This is a genomic window from Mesorhizobium montanum, assembly GCF_033977145.1.
In the GTDB taxonomy this organism is placed as follows: domain Bacteria; phylum Pseudomonadota; class Alphaproteobacteria; order Rhizobiales; family Rhizobiaceae; genus Mesorhizobium; species Mesorhizobium montanum.
Map to the genome: position 1 here is coordinate 111,190 of NZ_JAVIJF010000016.1, position 18,923 is coordinate 130,112.

The 18,923-nt window shown below is 63.6% G+C and carries 14 protein-coding genes; 5 read left to right on the top strand and 9 right to left on the bottom strand.

All coding sequences use genetic code 11. From position 1 onward, the window contains the following. Positions 1-98: 98 nt before the first annotated feature. From RFM68_RS21830 to RFM68_RS21840, 3 genes are all read right to left on the bottom strand, one after another. On the bottom strand, positions 99-1,184 hold the full coding sequence (locus RFM68_RS21830; protein ID WP_320235074.1) for a phosphatase PAP2 family protein: 1,086 nt from the start codon (positions 1,182-1,184) through the stop codon (positions 99-101). A gap of 129 nt (positions 1,185-1,313) precedes the next feature. Continuing rightward, complete coding sequence (locus tag RFM68_RS21835; protein WP_320235075.1) at positions 1,314-3,014, bottom strand: hydantoinase B/oxoprolinase family protein; 1,701 nt, start codon at positions 3,012-3,014, stop codon at positions 1,314-1,316. A gap of 1 nt (position 3,015) precedes the next feature. After that, complete coding sequence (locus tag RFM68_RS21840) at positions 3,016-5,088, bottom strand: hydantoinase/oxoprolinase family protein (RefSeq protein WP_320235076.1); 2,073 nt, start codon at positions 5,086-5,088, stop codon at positions 3,016-3,018. A gap of 221 nt (positions 5,089-5,309) precedes the next feature. Between RFM68_RS21840 and RFM68_RS21845 the strand changes: the two genes are divergently transcribed. The 5 genes from RFM68_RS21845 (at position 5,310) to RFM68_RS21865 (ending at position 11,888) form a co-directional block, all read left to right on the top strand. Beyond that, the gene (locus RFM68_RS21845; RefSeq protein WP_320235077.1) at positions 5,310-6,137 is read left to right on the top strand and encodes a ferredoxin--NADP reductase; all 828 of its coding nucleotides are present in this window, start codon (positions 5,310-5,312) and stop codon (positions 6,135-6,137) included. 148 nt (positions 6,138-6,285) lie between these two features. Then, complete coding sequence (deoC, locus tag RFM68_RS21850; protein ID WP_320235078.1) at positions 6,286-7,338, top strand: deoxyribose-phosphate aldolase; 1,053 nt, start codon at positions 6,286-6,288, stop codon at positions 7,336-7,338. Positions 7,339-7,563: 225 nt separating this feature from the next. Next, positions 7,564-9,939: an aldehyde dehydrogenase family protein gene (locus RFM68_RS21855; protein ID WP_320235079.1), complete on the top strand. Its 2,376-nt coding sequence runs from the start codon at positions 7,564-7,566 to the stop codon at positions 9,937-9,939. A gap of 195 nt (positions 9,940-10,134) precedes the next feature. Then, a complete protein-coding gene (locus tag RFM68_RS21860) occupies positions 10,135-10,866 on the top strand; it encodes an SDR family oxidoreductase (RefSeq protein ID WP_320235080.1) in 732 nt (243 codons plus the stop codon). A gap of 176 nt (positions 10,867-11,042) precedes the next feature. Then, positions 11,043-11,888, top strand: a complete 846-nt coding sequence (locus RFM68_RS21865) for a fumarylacetoacetate hydrolase family protein (protein WP_320235081.1) — start codon at positions 11,043-11,045, stop codon at positions 11,886-11,888. Between the two features lie 203 nt (positions 11,889-12,091). Here RFM68_RS21865 and RFM68_RS21870 read toward each other — a convergent pair whose 3' ends face one another. The 6 genes from RFM68_RS21870 to RFM68_RS21895 form a co-directional block, all read right to left on the bottom strand. Beyond that, on the bottom strand, positions 12,092-13,090 hold the full coding sequence (locus tag RFM68_RS21870) for an ABC transporter ATP-binding protein (protein ID WP_320235082.1): 999 nt from the start codon (positions 13,088-13,090) through the stop codon (positions 12,092-12,094). Between the two features lie 226 nt (positions 13,091-13,316). Then, entirely contained in the window at positions 13,317-14,378 is a 1,062-nt protein-coding gene (locus RFM68_RS21875) for a Gfo/Idh/MocA family protein (RefSeq protein ID WP_320235083.1), read from the bottom strand. A 250-nt stretch (positions 14,379-14,628) separates the two neighbouring features. Further along, complete coding sequence (locus RFM68_RS21880; RefSeq protein ID WP_320235084.1) at positions 14,629-15,468, bottom strand: carbohydrate ABC transporter permease; 840 nt, start codon at positions 15,466-15,468, stop codon at positions 14,629-14,631. 8 nt (positions 15,469-15,476) lie between these two features. Further along, positions 15,477-16,406, bottom strand: a complete 930-nt coding sequence (locus RFM68_RS21885; protein WP_320235134.1) for a carbohydrate ABC transporter permease — start codon at positions 16,404-16,406, stop codon at positions 15,477-15,479. Positions 16,407-16,646: 240 nt separating this feature from the next. After that, positions 16,647-17,906 (bottom strand): ABC transporter substrate-binding protein, encoded by a 1,260-nt coding sequence (locus RFM68_RS21890; RefSeq protein ID WP_320235085.1) that lies wholly within the window; start codon positions 17,904-17,906, stop codon positions 16,647-16,649. Positions 17,907-17,959: 53 nt separating this feature from the next. Continuing rightward, positions 17,960-18,868, bottom strand: coding sequence for an N-acetylmuramic acid 6-phosphate etherase (locus RFM68_RS21895; RefSeq protein ID WP_320235086.1), 909 nt, complete (start codon positions 18,866-18,868; stop codon positions 17,960-17,962). Positions 18,869-18,923 lie beyond the last annotated feature (55 nt).

Sequence of the window (18,923 nt, forward strand, 5' to 3'; positions counted from 1 at the left end):
CGCCCAAAAGTGCGCAGCGGTTTTGGGGCAACGACATGCATCGAAACAAAGGCTTAAAGCGCGTCGCCTGAATCCGTTTTATCGCGACGCGCTTTAAGTCAGGTCGCGGACGCCGGGCACATTGCGCCCGTCGTCGAACCGGAGGCACCGCGCTCGCCGTCGAAAATGCCTGCTGTGCGCCGCCAGGTCACGGCGACGACCAGCATCGAAATGTAGCCATCAACGGAATAGTGCCAGCCGGTGTAGATGGAGCCGAACAAGATGAAGATCGCGAATGCCCAGCCCGCAAGCCCGAGCCAACGGTTGAGACGCGTAAGGTAGAAGGCGTTCAGGGTGGCGACCGCCACATGCATGCTGGGCATGGCGGATATCCCGGAACCAAGCGCTGGATTACTGGCCTTGTAATTTCTCAGGAGGTAGTCGGAATACTGCAGTACATGTTCGTTGTAGGGATGCTGCCGCAACACCTCCAGAAGGTCCGCATAACGCGCGCCGCCCAGAAACTCATCGTAGAAGATCGGGCCGACGGAGGAAAATAGCGCCGCCATAAGGGTTCCAACCACCATGGTGACGCACGCAAGCGCTACAAGATAACGAAGATGCAGCAACTGATTGGCGTTCAGCGCTGCAAGGAGCACCATGCCAAACCATTCGAGAAACCATATCTTGGAATAGGTCGCCGCTACGAGCAGCGCCAAGGCGTCGGAATCGAATGCATGTGCTATTCGCCACGCCGCCCGGCCATGCAAAAACTCACCGATGTCGGCCAGGGCTTTGTCGCTGTAGAAAGGCACGATGGCCGGGATGTTCACCTTGTAGGTTGTGAAGGCAGCCAGCGACAAGATGAACACCGTCAGAACGATCGATGCCCGTAGCCCGTTCGATCTGAGCGAAATCACGAGGAACCCGATCGGTGATCTTGGCGAATTGATCACTGCCGCCGGAATTATGACAACAAAGACGGAGAGCAGGCCCCAGATCATGAACAGGGACAAATAGTGTTGTGCGATTTGATAATATGCCCGCGGCCAGACCAAAGTCGCCACGGCAATGTAGAGCAGGCAGAAGACGAGCAGTTTTCGTGAGATATAGGCGATATGCTCGATATCCGCCGGTTGGTCGGATCGCGATTGCGGCCTGCCCGGTAGACCCGAGCCCATAATTGAATCGTCGAGCGACCCCATGAATGAATGCCCCCAAACCACGCCGCGGGGCATGTCTATATTCGGAGCCTTAAAATATTATTATTCGGTTGCATCGGAGTTGAGTCGTCAGAAAATAAACGACGACTTAGCGGAGTATAAGACTTGGTGCTATAAGCCGGTGGAAACAACAGCGCGGAACATCTCGTTGGCTTGTTCGGATGTATAGTAACCGAGCCTGACATCCTCGGCAATTTGCTTCGGGTCGCGCTCGCCGGGATCGCCATAGCCGCCGCCGCCAGGCGTGCCGACGCGCACGCGGTCGCCGGCCTTGAGCGCGATGTCCTGCTCTTTCGAAAGATGTGGCGGTACATGCGCTTCGCCGTTCCGGAACACGGTCACGCTGTTCGGCGCGCCGTCCTTGCCGCCAAGCGCGCCCTGCGGCCCGAAGCGGCCGTGGTCCATGACGAAGGACGCGCGCGCCTCGCCGCGCAATATCTCCACCTCATAGGCAAGCCCGAAGCCGCCGCGATGTTTTCCCGCGCCGCCCGAGCCTTCGCGCAGCGCATAGTGCCGGTAGAGCACCGGAAAAGCCTGTTCCATGATCTCGACCGGGGGCGACTTCGAAATGCCGATGGTCGAGCAGCCATTGCTCAAGCCGTCATGGCCGGCATTGCCGCCATAACCGCCGCCGGAAATCTGGTACATGACATAGTCGCGGCCGCGCGCCGGATCGTTGCCGCCGAGCGCGAAATTGCCGCTGGAGCCGGCGGGCGCCGCCGTCACCTTTTCCGGCAGCGCTTGCACCATCGCCGCGAATACCGCCTCGGCGATGCGCTGCGAGACCTCCGCCGCGCAGCCCGAAACCGGCCTCGGGTACTTGGCGTCGAGGAACGTGCCTTCCGGCCGCCTGACGTTCAGCGGCTCGAAGGCGCCGGCGCTGATCGGCACCTCCGGAAAAATATGGCGCATGGCGAGGTAGACGGACGATAGCGTCGTCGCCAGCACGCTGTTCATCGGCCCGGCGCAGGGCTTTGACGACCCGGCGAAATCGAAGGTCAGCGCGTCGCCTTGCTTCTCGACGGCCAGATTGATGGTCAGCGGCTCGTTCACCACGCCGTCGGAATCGACGAAGGCCTGCGAACGATAGACGCCGTCCGGTATGACGGCGATCGAGGCGCGCATCTGCTCGGCGGCGCGGCGGCGCAGCTCCGCGATTGCCTCGACGACGGTTTCGTTACCGTAACGATCCAGGATTTCGTTGAGCCTGTCCTGGCCGATCAAGAGCGCAGCGGCCTGCGCGCGGATATCGCCGATGCGCTGGTCGGCAACGCGGATGTTCGAGCAGATGATGGCGTAGATCTCCGGATCGAGCACGCCCTTCTTGAACAGTTTTACCGGCGGCAGCCTGAGCCCTTCCTGCTCGACTGCGGTGGCCGACGCGGAGAACCCGCCCGGCACCGAGCCGCCGATATCCGGCCAGTGCCCAGTGTTGGAAAGCCAGCAAAAGATTTTTCCATCCCGATAGACCGGCATGACGAAGCGCACATCCATCAGATGCGTGCCGCCGAGATAGGGGTCGTTGACGATGTAGATGTCGCCTTGTTCCGGCGCCAGGCAGCGGCCATCCGCGATCATCTCGATGACGGTCTTGGTCGAGTACTGCATCACGCCGACGAACACCGGCAGGCCCTGACTGCCTTGCGCGATCAACGAGCCGTCGACCGCCGAATAGATGCCGTCCGAGCGGTCGTTGGCCTCGGCGATGACCGGCGAAAAGGCCGCACGCGAAAACGTCAGATCCATCTCGTCGCAGACTTGCTGCAGGGCTGCCTGCAACACCGAAAGCGTGATCGTGTCGAGCTTTGCCATCTTAGGCCTCGCCGATGTCGATGATGATGTTGCCGTCGGCGTCCGAGCGTGCATGGTCGCCGGGTTCCAGCACTGTGGTGGCATCCATCTGTTCCAGGATCGCCGGCCCCTCGATGACGGCATCGAGCGGCAGTTTTTCGCGGGCATAGACCGGCGTGTCGTGCCAGCGCCCGTTGTACCACACCGGCCGGATCTCACGGCGGGCTTCGTCAAGCGTTGCCACGCGCCCTGCCGGATCGATCAGCCGCGACAGGTCGATTTGCGGCCGCACGCCCGTCACCGAGGTGTTGAGGTTGACGAGGTTGGCGCGGATTTCCGGCAGCTCGACCTTGAAGCGCGCGAAGTAGGCTTTCTCGAACAGAAGCTGCAGCGTTTCCCGTGAAACCGAGGACGACGGCAGCGGCACGTTGATGATGTGCGTCTGGCCGACGAACTGCATGTCGGCGGAGTGCGTGACCCGGATCGCATCCGGCTTCACCGCTTCCTTGGCGATCAGCGCCTCGCCTTCGTTACGGTGCCGTTCCAACACCTCGCGAAGCATAGCCTCGTCGAGCTTCGCAACCGGCTGGTTGATCGTGTTGACGAAGTCATGCCGCATATCGGCGACGACACAGCCGAGTGCGTTGGTGATGCCGGGGCGCGCCGGCACCAGCACCCGGGGCAGGCCGAGTTCGCGGGCAAGCGCCGTCGCATGCAGCGGCCCGGCGCCGCCAAAGGCGAACAGCGCGAAATCGCGCGGATCGTGGCCGCGCGACACCGACACCATGCGGATGGCGCCCGCCATCTTCATGTTGCCGAGCCTCAGCACGGCGCCCGCCGCTTCGACACCGGAAAGGCCGGTGCGCTTACCGATCCTGTCCTCGAAAATGCCGGTGACGCGCTCCACGGTGACCGGATTGTCGACCGCGAGCAGCTTCTTCGGTGCCAGCCGTCCGAGCACCAGGTTGGCGTCGGTGATCGTCGGCTCGGTGCCGCCGCGGCCATAGCAGATCGGACCGGGATTGGCGCCGGCACTTTCCGGGCCGATCTGGATCAGCCCGGCCGCATCGACGCGCGCGATCGAGCCGCCGCCGGCGCCGACCGTGTGCACCGCCACCATCGGCACATGGATCGGCATCGCATATTCGATCTCGATCTCGTTCGAGACCGCGGGCTCGGCGTTGCGGATCAGCGCCACGTCGGTCGAGGTGCCGCCCATGTCATAGGTGACGAGGTTGCCGAAGCCGGCGCGCTTTCCGGTGTACGCGGCGGCGATCACGCCGGACGCCGGTCCGGACATGACGGTCTTTGCCGATTCCAGCGTGACGAAGCGCGCCGAGATCATGCCGCCATTGCCGTTCATGATCAGGAAATCACGCGCATAGCCCTTCGCACCGAGTTCCTTGCGCAGCCGCTCGACATAGCGCTCGAGGATCGGCTGCACCGAGGCGTTGACCGCCGCCGTCACGCCGCGCTCGAACTCGCGGGCCTCCGAAAGCAGGGCATGTCCGGTGGTGATGTGGCCGTTTGGCCAGAATTCGGCCGCGATCTCCGAGGCGCGCCGTTCATGCGCCGGGTTGGCGTAGGAATGCAGGAAGTGGATGACGAGCGACTCGCAGCCGGCGTCGAGCAGCTTCTTCACCACGTCGCGCATCTCGGCTTCGTCGAGCGGGACGCGGACCGCGCCTGACGCTTCGACGCGCTCCGACACTTCGAGCCTCAGGTCGCGCGGAATGACCGGGACGAAGGTGCCTGTCATGCCATAGGCCTGCGGCCTCGTACGCCGCCCGAGCTCGATCACGTCGCGAAAGCCGCGCGTGGTGATCATGCCGGTTCGCGCCAGCCGCCGCTCCAGCACGGCGTTGGTGGTTGTCGTCGTGCCATGCACGATGAGATCGATGCCGTCGATCGGAAAGCCGGTGGAACCGAGCGCGGCGACCACGCCAAAGGCCTGGTTTTCAACTGTCGTCGGCGTCTTGGCGATATGCACCCTGCCGCTCGCCTTGCCATCGATCAGCAGCAGATCGGTGAAAGTTCCGCCGACATCGATGCCGGCAACGACGCTTCCCGCCGACGCCGAAAATTTCTCATTCATTGCCGAAACCCGAAATGCCAGGACTACGGATATGCCTCGGTTTGGAAAGGCATTTTACGCTGCCATCTTGACCTGAAGATCATTTGTATACTAATAAATTCCGGACACAAGAGCTTACCGCTTGGCAGTGTGCAGAGGGCACGCCGGAACCTGACCGTTCGGGCGCGCAGGAGAAAGTTTGGCGCCAGCGTGTTCCGTCTGGGCCGGAAAGTTGGGTTTGAATGAACACGACATCCGCGTTGAACGTCGACAGCGCAAAGCCGCTGCAGTTCCCGATCCCGGCCAATGTCTATGCCGAGACCGTGGTGTCGGTGAAGCATTACACCGACCGGCTGTTCTCCTTCCGCATCACCCGCCCGCAGTCGCTGCGCTTCCGCTCCGGCGAGTTCGTCATGATCGGCCTGCCCAATGCCGAGAAGCCCTTCTTCCGCGCCTATTCGGTTGCCAGCCCCGCCTGGGACGACGAGCTCGAATTCTTCTCGATCAAGGTGCCGGATGGCCCGCTGACCTCCGAGCTGCAGAAGATCGAGGTCGGCGACACCGTCATCATGCGCCAGAAGTCGACCGGCACGCTGGTGCTCGACGCGCTGACGCCTGCCAAGCGCGTGGTCATGATTTCGACCGGCACCGGCATCGCGCCCTTCGCCAGCCTGTTGCGCGATCCCGATACCTACGAGAAGTTCGACGAGGTCATCCTCACCCACACCTGCCGCGACATTGCCGAGCTTACCTATGGCCAGGAGCTGGTGGCGGCGCTGGAGAGCGACCCGCTGATCGGCGAGCTGACCGGCGGTCGCGTCACGCTCTACAATTCGACGACCCGCGAAGAGTCGGCGCGCATGGGCCGCATCACCGCGTTGATCGGCTCCGGCAAGTTCTATTCCGACCTCGGCATCGACAAGCTCAACCCCGAGACCGACCGCATCATGATCTGCGGCTCGATGCATATGCTGAAGGACGTCAAGGAACTCGCCGAAAGCCTCGGCTTTCAGGAAGGCTCCTTGAGCCATCCGGCAAGCTTCGTCGTCGAGCGCGCCTTCGTCGGCTGAGCATAGCCAAGCGCTCGACATCGCTGTTTGACCATACGGTCAAAAATCAGCTGCTTTCGCTGCCTTTTTCCGTTATGACCCTTTGAAAGACTCGTGAAGTGAGACTTCGCGGGCTATCTTCGGCGCAAGCTGAATGAAAGGGCAGGAGATGAGCACCATCCGCGAGGCCGGCGCAAGCGCCGGCGCATCCAAGGTCATGCCGTTGCCGGCGCGCGCCGCCGCCAACACGCCTGTGCCGCCGGAGCACGGCATTGCCCGCAATCCCGGCATGAAGCTCGATCTCGGCTTTCTGGAATCGGTGCGCAGCGTCAACCGCTCGGCGCTGGAGCGCCGCGTCGCGACGCTGACCAAGCGGCGCTCGATCAAGGCCGACAACCAGGCGGCCTGGCTGCTGCGGGCCATTGCCTGCATGGACCTGACAACGCTGAATTCCAACGATACCGACGAACGCGTGCGCAGGCTCTGCGCCAAGGCGATCAATCCGCTGCGCCGGGATATCGTCGAGGGGCTCGGCATATCAGGCGAAACCATCCGCCCGGCGGCGGTCTGTGTTTATCATCCCTTCGTCGCCACCGCGGTCGACGCCGTGCGCGGCACCGGCGTCCACGTTGCGGCGGTCTCCACCGCCTTCCCGCACGGTCTCGCGCCGCTCTCAACCCGCCTGCAGGAGATCGAGGCGTCGGTAAAGGACGGCGCCGACGAGATCGACGTCGTCATTCCGCGCGGCCTGGTCTACGGCGCCAAATGGCGCGAGTTGTTCAACGAGATCGTCGCCATGCGCGCCGCCTGCGGCGAGGCCCATCTCAAGGTCATCCTCGGCACCGGCGACCTCGCCACGCTGCGCAACGTCATGCTCGCCTCGATGGTGGCAATGATGGCGGGCGCCGATTTCATCAAGACCTCGACAGGCAAGGAAAGTGTCAACGCCACGCTTCCCGTCGGGCTGGCCATGGTGCGGGCCATCCGCGCCTATTTCGAGGAGACCGGCTATCTCATCGGGTTCAAGCCGGCCGGCGGCATTTCCACCGCCAAGGTCTCGCTCGACTGGCTGGTGCTGATGAAGGAGGAGCTCGGCCGCCCCTGGCTCGAGCCGGACCTGTTCCGCTTCGGCGCGTCCAGCCTGCTGACTGATATCGAGAGGCAACTCGAGCACCATCTGACTGGTCATTACTCGGCCAACCACCGCCACGCGATGGCGTGAAACCGATCAAGGCGTGATGACTGGAACACCCCTCATCCGTCGCCTTCGGCGACACCTTCTCCCACAAGGGGAGAAGGAGAAGCTCTGCCCCGACCTTCCAAGCAAATATGATCGTGAGCGACCTGCGTACCTTTTCCCTTCTCCCCTTGTGGGAGAAGGTGGCCGAGCGAAGCTCGGTCGGATGAGGGGTGCTAGGCTTGGGATCAGCCTCCAAGGAACAAGTTCATGAACATCCTCGAACGCTATCACGCCATGGAGTACGGCCCGGCGCCGGAAGCCCGCAACGAAGCCGACGCCTGGCTTGCCGGGCGCGATTTCGCAAAGGCGCTGTTCATCGACGGCGGCTGGAAGGCGGCCGCCGGCGGCAAGACCTTCGACACCAGCGAGCCGTCCTCCGGCAAGCTGCTCGCCAAGGTCTCGGATGCCGGCGCCGCCGATATCGACGCCGCGGTCGCGGCGGCCGCCAAGGCACTGCCGAAATGGTCGGCGTCCTCAGGCTACGCCAGAGCAAAAGTGCTCTATGCCATCGGCCGTGCCATGCAGCGTCATCAGCGCCTGTTCGCGGTGCTGGAATCGATCGACAACGGCAAGCCGATCCGCGAGAGCCGCGACATCGATGTGCCGCTGGCGATCCGCCATTTCATCCACCATGCCGGCTGGGCGCAGACGCTTGAGAAGGATTTTCCCGATCACAAGCCGGTCGGCGTCGTCGGCCAGGTCATCCCGTGGAATTTTCCGCTGCTGATGCTGGCCTGGAAGATCGCGCCGGCTTTGGCCGCCGGCTGCACGGTAGTGCTCAAACCGGCCGAATTCACGCCGCTCACCGCCATCCTGTTCGCCGAGATCTGCGAGCGCGCCGGCGTGCCGAAAGGCGTCGTCAACATCGTCCAGGGCGGCCCCGAGGCGGGCGCGGCGATCGTCAATCATCCGGGCGTCCAGAAGATCGCCTTCACCGGATCTTCCGAGGTCGGCAAGATCATCCGCAAGGCGACCGCCGGGTCTGGCAAGAAGCTTTCGCTGGAGCTTGGCGGCAAATCGGCCTTCGTCGTCTTCGAGGATGCCGATCTCGACAGCGCGGTCGAGGGTCTGGTCGACGGCATCTGGTTCAACCAGGGCCAGGTTTGCTGTGCCGGCTCGCGCCTCCTGGTCCAGGAAGGCATCGCTGAAGCCTTGATCGCCAAGATCAAGGTCAGGATGAGCCGGCTGCGCGTCGGCAGCCCGCTCGACAAGAACACCGATATCGGCCCGCTGGTCGATCGCAGCCAGCTCGACCGCGTCAAGGGTTTGATCGCCGAAGGCGCCAGGCAAGGCGCAGTCTGCTGGCAGCCGGATGCCGCTTTGCCGACGACAGGCTACTATCATCTGCCGACGCTGGCGACAGCTGTTTCGCCGGCTAACATTCTGGCGCAGGAAGAGGTCTTCGGTCCGGTGCTGGCGACGATGAGCTTCCGCAACACCGAGGAAGCGATCGAGCTTGCCAACAACACGCGCTACGGCCTTGCCGCTTCGGTGTGGAGCGAGAACATCAATCTGGCTTTGCACGTCGCGCCGCAACTGAAGGCCGGCGTGGTGTGGGTCAACGGCACCAACATGTTCGACGCCGCCTGCGGCTTCGGCGGCTATCGTGAAAGCGGCTTTGGTCGCGAGGGCGGCTGCGAAGGCATGTTCGAATATCTCGCCGCGAAGCTGCCGGTCGGCCAGGTGATCAAGCCGGCCGCGGCCGGCTCGGCCCAGCCGGTCGAGCAGGCCGACGGCTCCGTCATCGACCGCACGGCAAAGCTGTTCATCGGCGGCAAGCAGGTGCGGCCGGATGGCAATTACTCGCTCGCCGTCGCTAACGCCAAGGGCAAATTGGCCGGCGAAGTGGGGCTCGGCAACCGCAAGGACATACGGGATGCGGTTTCTGCCGCCCGCGCGTGCAAGGCCTGGCCGGATGCGACCGCCTATAACCGCAGCCAGGTGCTCTATTATTTCGCCGAGAACCTGTCCGGCCGCGCCGATGAGTTTGCGTCTCGCCTCGTCCAGCTGACCGGCGTCGCCGCCAAGGCCGCGCGCGAAGAAGTCGAGCAGTCGATCGAGCGGCTCTTCCTCTATGCCGGCCTCGCCGACAAGTTCGAAGGCCGCGTACATCAGCCGCCGTCTCGCGCCGTCACTTTGGCGTTGCATGAGCCCGTGGGCGTCGTCGGCATCGTCGCGCCGGACAACCAACCGCTGCTCAACTTCATTTCGCTGGTCGCGCCGGCGCTCGCGATGGGCAACACCGTGGTCGCAGTCCCGTCCGAGCGCCACCCGCTTTTAGCCACCGACCTCTACCAGGTGATCGAATATTCCGACGTCCCGGCCGGTGCCGTCAACATCGTCACCGGCCGCAGCGCCGAGCTGTGCGGCGTGCTGGCCAAGCACGACGACGTCGACGGGCTCTGGGTGTTCGGCGATGCCGACACCTGTGCCAGGGCGGAGGCCGACTCCATCGGCAATCTCAAGCGCGTCTGGACCGGCAACGGCCGCACTCTCGACTGGCCGTCGAGCGAGGCCGCCGGCGAGGCCTTCCTGCGCTGCGCCATCGAGGTCAAGAACGTCTGGGTGCCTTACGGCGACTGAGCGCGTCGATCTGACGGGCTCTGCCGCTTGGAGGTTCGGGCGCGTTTGCCGCAGCTCTTCCGGCTTGACGCATCGCTATGTGTTCTTTAACCAGAAAAAACAATTGGCGGGCAACAAGTCAGGCGGCAGGCTCGCCTGGCACATTGCATCCCGTCTCGCCGCCGGTAAGAAAGCTCGCGATATCTGGAGGGAAGAATGGCGAATCTGGCAGGCAAGGTGGTTGTGGTCACCGCGGCAGCCCAGGGCATCGGACGCGCGAGCGCGCTGGCTTTCGCAAATGCCGGCGCCATCGTCCACGCCACCGACATCAACGAGGCGGCGCTGGCCGAACTCGCCACGACGCCAGGCATAAAAACCCGCAAGCTCGATGTGCTGGACGACGCAGCCGTCACTGCTGCCTTCGCCGAGATCGGTCCCGTCGACGTGCTGTTCAACTGTGCCGGTTTCGTCCATTCGGGCTCGATCCTCGAAATGAAGGACGAGGACCTCGACTTCGCGCTCAACCTCAATGTTCGCGCCATGATCCGCACCATCCGTGCCGTGCTGCCCGGCATGCTGGAGCGCGGCGACGGCTCGATCATCAACATGGCCTCGCTGGCGAGCTCGCAGAAGGGCGTGCCGAACCGCTTCGCCTATGGCCTGACCAAGGCGGCCGTCGTCGGCCTCACCAAGGCGGTTGCCGCCGATTACGTCGCCAGAGGCATTCGCTGCAACGCCATCTGCCCGGGCACCGTCGAAAGCCCGTCGCTGCAGGACCGCATGCAGGCGCAGGGCGACTATGAGGCGGCGCGCGCGGCTTTCATCGCCCGTCAGCCCATGGGCAGGCTCGGCACGCCGGAAGAAATCGCCGATCTCGCGGTCTACCTCGCTGGCGCGACCTACACGTCGGGGCAGGCCTACAACATCGACGGCGGCTGGTCGATCTGACGGCGGGACGAGAAAGGATTGTCGGCAGTCGTTTGGATCGAAGCGTCTGAAAATCCCGCCCAATGGTCGGCATAAAGGTGGGGCTTGCTTGCCGTGGACAGGGCCGACGACTACGGTCCGCCGGCTTTGACGGGAATTTGTGAAAACGGCCGTTGGCCGCAAGGTGGAGAAGTAAGATGAAGTTGTTGCGCTATGGCGAAGCTGGCAGCGAAAAGCCCGGCCTGCTCGATGCGGATGGGACGATCCGCGACCTTTCCGCTCATGTCGCCGATATCGCCGGCACGACGCTTCACCCGGCCTCGCTGGACATGCTCTCGAAACTCGACCCAAAATCGCTGCCGGCGGTCCCCGGCAAGCCGCGCATGGGCGCTTGCGTCGCCGGCACGGGCAAATTCATCTGCATCGGCCTCAACTATTCCGACCACGCCGCCGAGACCGGCGCCACCGTGCCGCCGGAACCGATCATCTTCATGAAGGCAAGCTCGGCGATCGTCGGGCCGGATGACGACGTGCTCATCCCGCGCGGCTCGGTCAAGACAGACTGGGAGGTCGAGCTCGGCGTCGTCATCGGCAAGACGGCAAAATATGTCAGCGAGGACGACGCGCTGGATTACGTTGCCGGCTACTGCGTCGCGCACGACGTGTCCGAGCGCGCCTTCCAGGCCGAGCGCCAGGGCCAGTGGACCAAGGGCAAGTCCTGCGACACCTTCGGCCCGATCGGCCCCTGGCTGGTGACCAAGGACGAGGTCGCCGACCCGCAGAACATCAAGATGTGGCTGACGGTCAACGGCAAGACCATGCAGGACGGCTCGACCAAGACCATGGTCTATGGCGTCAAATATCTGGTGTCCTATCTCAGCCAGTTCATGTCGCTGCATCCCGGCGACATCATCTCCACCGGCACGCCGCCCGGCGTCGGTCTTGGCATGAAGCCGCCGGTGTTCCTGAAGGCCGGCGATGTCGTCGAGCTCGGCATCGAGGGACTTGGTCAGCAGAAGCAGACGTTCAAGGCGGATGAGTAGCGCCGACCTCGCCTTCTCCCCTTGGGGGAGAAGGTGGCCGCGAAGCGGCCGGATGAGGGGTGTTGAAGGATCTCGGCGCAGCAAGACTAAGCGCCCCGGGCCTTCGATTTTTGAGGTTGCACTCCGCTGGAGCACCCCTCATCCGTCTCGGCGCTACGCGCAGATCCACCTTCTCCCACAGGGGGGAGAAGGAGAAGATGGCGCTACTTCAACACCTTCCCATCCGCTCCAAACCTATAAGTCTTGGCCGCATCCGGCGTTGCATAGAGCGTCGAGCCCGGCTCGGCATTGTAGACGCCGAAGATGCGCACGGTGATCAGTCCGGCCTTCTCGCAATCGAGATAAAGGTTGGTGTCGGCGCCGAGATGCTCGGCATGCACGACGGTACCTTTCCAGGCGCCGGATTTCGTGTCGACCGTCATATGCTCCGGCCGCACGCCGATGGTCTTCGCCGTCTCGCCCAGCCGGGCGCCGTCGACGAAATTCATCTTCGGCGAGCCGATGAAGCCGGCGACGAATTCGTTCGCCGGTGAATTGTAGAGCTCCATCGGGCTGCCGATCTGCTCGATGCGGCCGGCATTGAGCACGACGATCTTGTCGGCCAGCGTCATCGCCTCGACCTGGTCGTGGGTGACGTAGATCATCGTCGCTTTCAGCCGCCGGTGCAGCTGTGCGATCTCCAGCCGGGTGTTCACGCGCAATGCCGCATCGAGGTTGGATAGCGGTTCGTCGAACAGGAACAGCTTTGGCTCGCGCACCACGGCGCGGCCGATGGCGACGCGCTGGCGCTGTCCGCCCGACAATTCCGCCGGCCGGCGCTGGAGATAAGGCTCGAGCGACAGCATGGCGGAAGCTACCTTGATGCGGCGCTCGATCTCGGCGGTCGGCGTGCCGGCCTGTTTCAGGCCCAGCGCCATGTTGTTCTTCACCGTCAGATGCGGGTAGAGCGCATAGGTCTGGAACACCATGGCGATGCCGCGTTTAGCCGGCGGCGTGATCGAGACATCCGCGCCGTCGATCAGCACCCGGCCGGAGGTCGAGTCCTCCAGGCCGGCGATGACGCGCAGCAGCGTCGATTTTCCGCAGCCGGACGGGCCGACGAAGACGACGAATTCGCCATCCGTCACTTCGAGGTCGATGCCCTTCAGCACCTCGACCTGCCCGAAGGCCTTCTTCACATTCTCGATCTTCAGCGAGCCCACGGCAGTCCTCCAAATTGACGGGTGGGCGCCAAGACACCCCCCTCTGTCCTGCCGGACATCTCCCCTTCAAGGGGGGAGATTGGCAGCTTCAATGTCTCGCGCCACTTTGCGGCGCCGATCATTAGCGAAAGCAGTCCCGACATCCGATCTCCCCCCTTGAGGGGGAGATGGCCGGCAGGCCAGAGGGGGGCGCCGTAGAGCGCGACCCCTGACGACAACTCCCTTGTCACAGATGCACCGCCTTCCCGCCGCGCACGCTCTCGTCGGCGGCGAGGCAGACGGCAAGCGATTTCACGGCATCGTCCATGTGGCGGGTGAGGTCGATATTTTCGCGGATGGCCTTGAGCAGGAAGGCCTGTTCGAGGTCGCAGAGTTCCTGATGGCCCGGCTCGCCCTCCATCGACAGCAACTGGTCTTCCTTGGCGAACTTGCCGTCCGGCCCGGTCGCGGCACTGTGCAGCCGGATGGTCGAGGTCTTGGTGTGGGTGTCGATGTCGTCGGACTTCACCCCTTCCTTCATGACGATCGACACGCAGCCCTTGGGCGACATCACATCCTTCACGAAGAAGGCCGTCTCCGAGATCATCGGCCCCCAGCCGGCTTCGTACCAGCCGACCGAGCCGTCGTCGAACAGCACCTCCAGGTGGCCGTAATTGTACATCGTGGGCGCGATTTCGTCGGTCAGCCGCACGCCCATGCCGCGCACCTCGACGGGCCTGGCGTCGGTGATCTGCAGCATCACGTCGAGATAGTGCACGCCGCAGTCGACGATCGGCGAGGTCGTCCGCATCAGCTGCTTATGCGTCTCCCAGGTGTGGCCGGAGGACTGCTGGTTGAGGTTCATGCGAAACACGTAGGGACCGCCGAGCTTGCGCGCCTCGGCGATCAGACGCACCCAGGACGGATGGTGGCGCAGGATATAGCCGATCACCAGTTTCTTGCCGTTGGCCTTGGCGGCATCGACGACGCGTTGCGCGTCGGCCACCGTCGTTGCCAGCGGCTTCTCGACGAAGACATGGCAGCCGGCTTCGAAGGCCTTCACCGCATAGTCGGCGTGGCTGTCGGAATAGGTGGCGACGCAGGCGACGTCGGGTTTTTCGTCACGCAGCGCGTCATCGAAGGAGCGCTGGATGGCGTAACCGGACAGCTCCTCGGGCAGCGGCACGTCGGAGCGGTTGACCAGCGCCGCGATCTGAAAACCTGGATTGGTGTGATAGGCCAGCGCGTGGCTGCGGCCCATATTGCCGAGACCGGCGACAACGACGCGAAGGGGTACTTTAGAGCTCACTGAGCTACTCCAGACATTCCATTTTCTCTTGAGAGGGTGTCACCCCACCCGGCGCTCCGCGCCGACCTCCCCATCAAGGGGAGGTAGGGCGTCGGCGTGAAGATGCTCACCGCCACAGGAACCGCGTTAAACTCAGAACTCCGGCTGTTGGAAATGAAGCGGCAACCTTCTACCTCCCCTCGATGGGGAGGTCGGCGCGCAGCGCCGGGTGGGGTGACGCGCAACCCTACGGACAATTGGCGGTCATCGCTCACTTGACCGCTCCCGACGTGATGCCGCGGATCAGCTGCCGCGAGAAGATGACATAGAGGATCAGCACCGGCAGGATCGCCAGCGAGAGCGCCGCCAGGATCGCGTTCCAGTTGGTGACGAACTGGCCGAGGAAGAGCTGCGCGCCGAGCGTCACCGTCTTGGTCTCTTCCGAAGGCGCCAGGATCAGCGGGAACCACAGATCGTTCCAGATCGGGATCATGGTGAAGACGGCAACCGTCGCCATCGACGGGCGCACCAGCGGCAGCACCAGCCTAAAGAAGATCGTGTATTCCGACAGCCCGTCGATGCGGCCGGCATTCTTCAGGTCGTCGGACACCTGCTTCATGAATTCCGACAGGATGAAGATCGCCAGCGGCAGGCCTTGCGCCGTGTAGACGAGGATCAGCGCCGTCAGCGTGTTGACCAGTCCGGTCGCCACCATCAGCTGCAGGATGGCGACGGTGCCGAGCCGGATCGGGATCATGATGCCGAGCGCCAGATAAAGCCCCATCAGCGAGTTGCCGCGGAAGCGGTATTCCGACAGCGCGAAGGCTGCCATGGCGCCGAACAGCAGCACGAAGAACAGCGAGGCGACCGTGACGACGAGGCTGTTCTGGAAATAGTGGATGAAATCGCCTTGTCCGATCACCGTGGTGTAGCCGATCAGGTCGAAGGTCTTGGGTGTCGGCGGCGTCAGCGGCGCGCCGAAGATGCCCGCGCGCGACTTGAACGAATTCATCACCACCAGGATGACCGGGAACAGCGCGATCGCGGTGTAGGTCAGAAGGATCGCATGGGCGCCGATGGTGCGGGGCAGAGAGCGGGTGGCTAGGCTCATGGCGTGCCTCAGAACTGGTAGCGACGTAGGCGCGTCTGGACGAGGAACAGGTAGACGCAGACGCCGGCGAGGATGATCAGGAACATGATCGTGGCGATCGCGGCACCCATGTTGGGATCGCCGACCTGCAGCTGGAAGCCGAAGAAGGCGCGGTAGAGGAAGGTGCCGAGGATATCGGTCGAATAGTTCGGTCCGGCCAGCGCCCCTTGCGCGGTGTAAATCAGGTCGAAGGCGTTGAAATTGCCGACGAAGGTGAGGATCGAGATGATGCCGATCGAGGGCAGGATCAGCGGCAGCTTGATCTTCCAGAACTGCGCCATGCCGGTGACGCCGTCGCATTCGGCGGCCTCGATCACCTCGTCGGGGATCGACAGCAGCGCTGCATAGATCAGCATCATCGGAATGCCGACGAACTGCCAGACCGAGACCAGGCTGAGCGCGGTGAGCGCATATTGCTCCTTGCCGAGCCACGGCGTGAAAAAGCTCTTCAATCCCACGAAATCCATCAGATGCGGCGCCACGCCCCAGATCGGCGACAGGATCAGCTTCCAGGCAAAGCCGACGATGACGAAGGACAGGATCGTCGGCACGAAGATCGCGGTACGGTAGAAAGCGGTGAAGCGCAGCCTGGGGCTGGAAAGAAGCGCCGCCAAAAGGATGCCGATCGGGTTCTGCACCAGCATGTGGATGATGAAGAACCAGACATTGTTCCTAAGTGCATTCCAGAAATTCACCGACCAGTTCGGATCGCCGAACAGCGTGCGGAAATTGCTAAAGCCGACAAACACCTGGGACTGTTCGATGTTGCGGAACAGGGAGAGCTGGAGGGTGCCGAACAGCGGCAGGATCATGAATGCGGTGTAGACCAGCACCGCCGGTGCCAGGAATACGCCGACATGCCAGCGGATCGGTCTTTTCGCTCGCGTTTTTGCAGCCATGAGTTCGGTAGCCATGAGTTCGGTCCCCGCCGTCTCTCGGTTCTAGGTCGGATGATGCTAGATGATGCCTCGATGCATGGCCCGATTGTCCCCGTCACGGGAAGACAAGACCAGCGACAGATCGGCTCCGTCTTCCCCGCAAGACGAGGGTAAGACCGGGAGGCAGCGCCGACAATCGCTATCTGGAACTGCTTGAACGCCGGCCGGGCGCGCGCCCGGCCGACGTCGCAATCAGCGTTCTTACTTCGCCGGCTTGTACCAGCTGTCGAGGCCGGTCTGCAGCTTCTTGGCCGCTGCCTCCGGCGTGTCGGTGCCGTTGATCACGTTGGCCGATTCGACCCAGGTCTCGTTCTCGAGGTTCGGCGTGCCGCGCGACAGGATCTGGTAGGTCGAGCGGATCGTCGACTTGCACTTGCCGCGCCAGGAGACGAATTCCTGCGCCAGCGGGTCTTCCATCTTCACCGGCGAGGAGTTCAGGCTGAAGAAGCCCGGCAGCGCGTTGGCGTAGATGGTGGCGAAATCCGGCGAGGCGACCCAGGACAAGAACTTCTTGGCCTCTTCCGAATGCTTCGACGCTGCATTGAGGCCCATGCCGATGTCGGTATGGTCGGAGATGTAGCAGGTGTCGCCGGCCTTCTCGACCGGCGGCGGGAAGGCGCCCATCTTGAACTGGGCCTGGGTGTTGAACAGGCCGATTTCCCACGAGCCGGCCGGGTAGATGGCGGCGCGGCCGAGCGTGAACAGGTTCTGGCTGTCCGGATAGGTCTGCGCCTCGAAACCGTCGCCGAGATACGGCTTCCACTTGGCCAGTTCCTCATACGGCGCGACCCAATCCTTGTCGGTCAGCTTCTGATCGCCCTTGATCAGCGCCTTGCGGCCGTCCTCGCCCTTCCAGTAGTTGGGGCCGATGTTCTGGTAGCCCATGGTCGCGGCTTCCCACAGATCCTTGGTGCCCATCGCCATCGGGATGTAGGTGCCGTCGGCCTTGATCTTGTCGAGCACGGCGAAGAACTCGTCGCGGGTCGTCGGCACCTTGAGGCCGAGCTTGTCGAAGGCGTCCTTGTTGTAGATGAAGCCGTGGATGACCGAGGCCATCGGCACGCAGAAGCTCGACTTGCCGTCGTCGGTCTGCCAGGCGGCCTTGGCGACGGGTGAGAAGTTCTCCATGCCGGGAAGCGAGGAGATGTCGGCGAGGTTGCCCTTCTTGAACAGCTCGAGCGACTTGTCGAAGGGGCGGCAGGTGATCAGGTCGCCGGCCGAACCGGCGGCGAGCTTGGCGCCGAGGGCGGCGTCATACTCGGTCGGAGCCGAAGGCGCGAACACCACCTTGATGCCGGGGTTCTTGGCTTCGAAGGCCGGGATCAGCTTGTCCTTCCAGATGGCCAGGTCGTCGCCGCGCCAGCTTTCGATGTTGAGCGTTACGTCGTCGGCCAGCGCCATCCCGGTGGTGCCGAGGATGCTTGTGCCGATGAGAAGGGCCGTCAGTAGTTTGGTCTTCATCTTCAGTCTCCCTGTTGACCTTTTTCAGGTTCGGTTTTGATGAGAACAGAGGCTCAGCGCCCCTTGTTCCCCTCGATCGCGGAAAGGGCTGGCCTGAGCTTCTGGCCGGTCCTTTCCAGTATCTTCTCGGCCACATCGGCGTTGGCGGCGCCGGCGGCGAGCAGAATGGCGGTTTTGACAACGCCGCCGCTCTCCTCGAGCAGGTGGGCGGCGTCGTCGCGGCTTCGGCCGCTGAGGGCGGCGACCATGCGCACGGCGCGTTCGCGCAGCTTGATGTTGTCGGCGGTGAGGTTGACCATGTAGCCGTCATGGACATGGCCGAGATGGACGGCGGCAAGCGTCGAAAGCATGTTGAGCGCGATCTTCTGCGCGGTACCCGCGCCCATGCGCGTCGAACCGGCGATCAGTTCCGGCGGCGTTTCAAGCAGGACGGCGACGTCGGCTTGGCTGAAGAGTGCGGCACCCCGGTTGTTGGCGATCGCGATCGTTGCTGCGCCCCAGCGCCGCGCGTCCTGCAGCGCCTGGACCGCATAAGGGGTCGAGCCGCTGGCGGAGATGGCGATCAGGCAGTCGCCCTTGCCGATATCGGCCGCGGCAACGGCCGCCGCCGCTTCCTCGGTGTCGTCCTCCGGCCCGCCGGCCAGCGTGCGGAACGCTTCGTCGCCGCCGGCGATCAGGATGGCGATGCGGTCGCGCGCAATGCCGAAAGTGCCGGGCAGTTCCAGCGCGTCGGCCACCGCCATCAGGCCGGAGCTGCCGGCCGCCGCATAGGCGAGCTTGCCGCCATTCTTCAGTTGCCCGGCGATGAGTTCGGCGGCGGCGGCAATCGCCGGGATGGCCCCGTGCACGGCCTTGGCGGCCTCGATCTGGGCATTGGCCAGGAACGCCAGAATGGCTTCCGGGGCCTGGACATCCAGCCCCTCGGCATTCTGGTGGAGCGCTTCCGTGCGCGTCTCGGCCATCCATTTTCCTCCAACTGAAGAAACAATACCAAAAAAATACCACTTGTCCACACGC

Excerpts from the sequence above, each read along its gene's own strand:
- RFM68_RS21880 (WP_320235084.1), bottom strand. The coding sequence starts at position 15,468 with ATGAGCCTAGCCACCCGCTCTCTGCCCCGCACCATCGGCGCCCATGCG.
- deoC (WP_320235078.1), top strand. The coding sequence starts at position 6,286 with ATGAGCACCATCCGCGAGGCCGGCGCAAGCGCCGGCGCATCCAAGGTC.
- RFM68_RS21845 (WP_320235077.1), top strand. The coding sequence starts at position 5,310 with ATGAACACGACATCCGCGTTGAACGTCGACAGCGCAAAGCCGCTGCAG.
- RFM68_RS21865 (WP_320235081.1), top strand. The coding sequence starts at position 11,043 with ATGAAGTTGTTGCGCTATGGCGAAGCTGGCAGCGAAAAGCCCGGCCTG.
- RFM68_RS21835 (WP_320235075.1), bottom strand. The coding sequence starts at position 3,014 with ATGGCAAAGCTCGACACGATCACGCTTTCGGTGTTGCAGGCAGCCCTG.
- RFM68_RS21855 (WP_320235079.1), top strand. The coding sequence starts at position 7,564 with ATGAACATCCTCGAACGCTATCACGCCATGGAGTACGGCCCGGCGCCG.
- RFM68_RS21830 (WP_320235074.1), bottom strand. The coding sequence starts at position 1,184 with ATGGGGTCGCTCGACGATTCAATTATGGGCTCGGGTCTACCGGGCAGG.
- RFM68_RS21840 (WP_320235076.1), bottom strand. The coding sequence starts at position 5,088 with ATGAATGAGAAATTTTCGGCGTCGGCGGGAAGCGTCGTTGCCGGCATC.
- RFM68_RS21885 (WP_320235134.1), bottom strand. The coding sequence starts at position 16,406 with ATGGCTGCAAAAACGCGAGCGAAAAGACCGATCCGCTGGCATGTCGGC.
- RFM68_RS21895 (WP_320235086.1), bottom strand. The coding sequence starts at position 18,868 with ATGGCCGAGACGCGCACGGAAGCGCTCCACCAGAATGCCGAGGGGCTG.
- RFM68_RS21890 (WP_320235085.1), bottom strand. The coding sequence starts at position 17,906 with ATGAAGACCAAACTACTGACGGCCCTTCTCATCGGCACAAGCATCCTC.
- RFM68_RS21860 (WP_320235080.1), top strand. The coding sequence starts at position 10,135 with ATGGCGAATCTGGCAGGCAAGGTGGTTGTGGTCACCGCGGCAGCCCAG.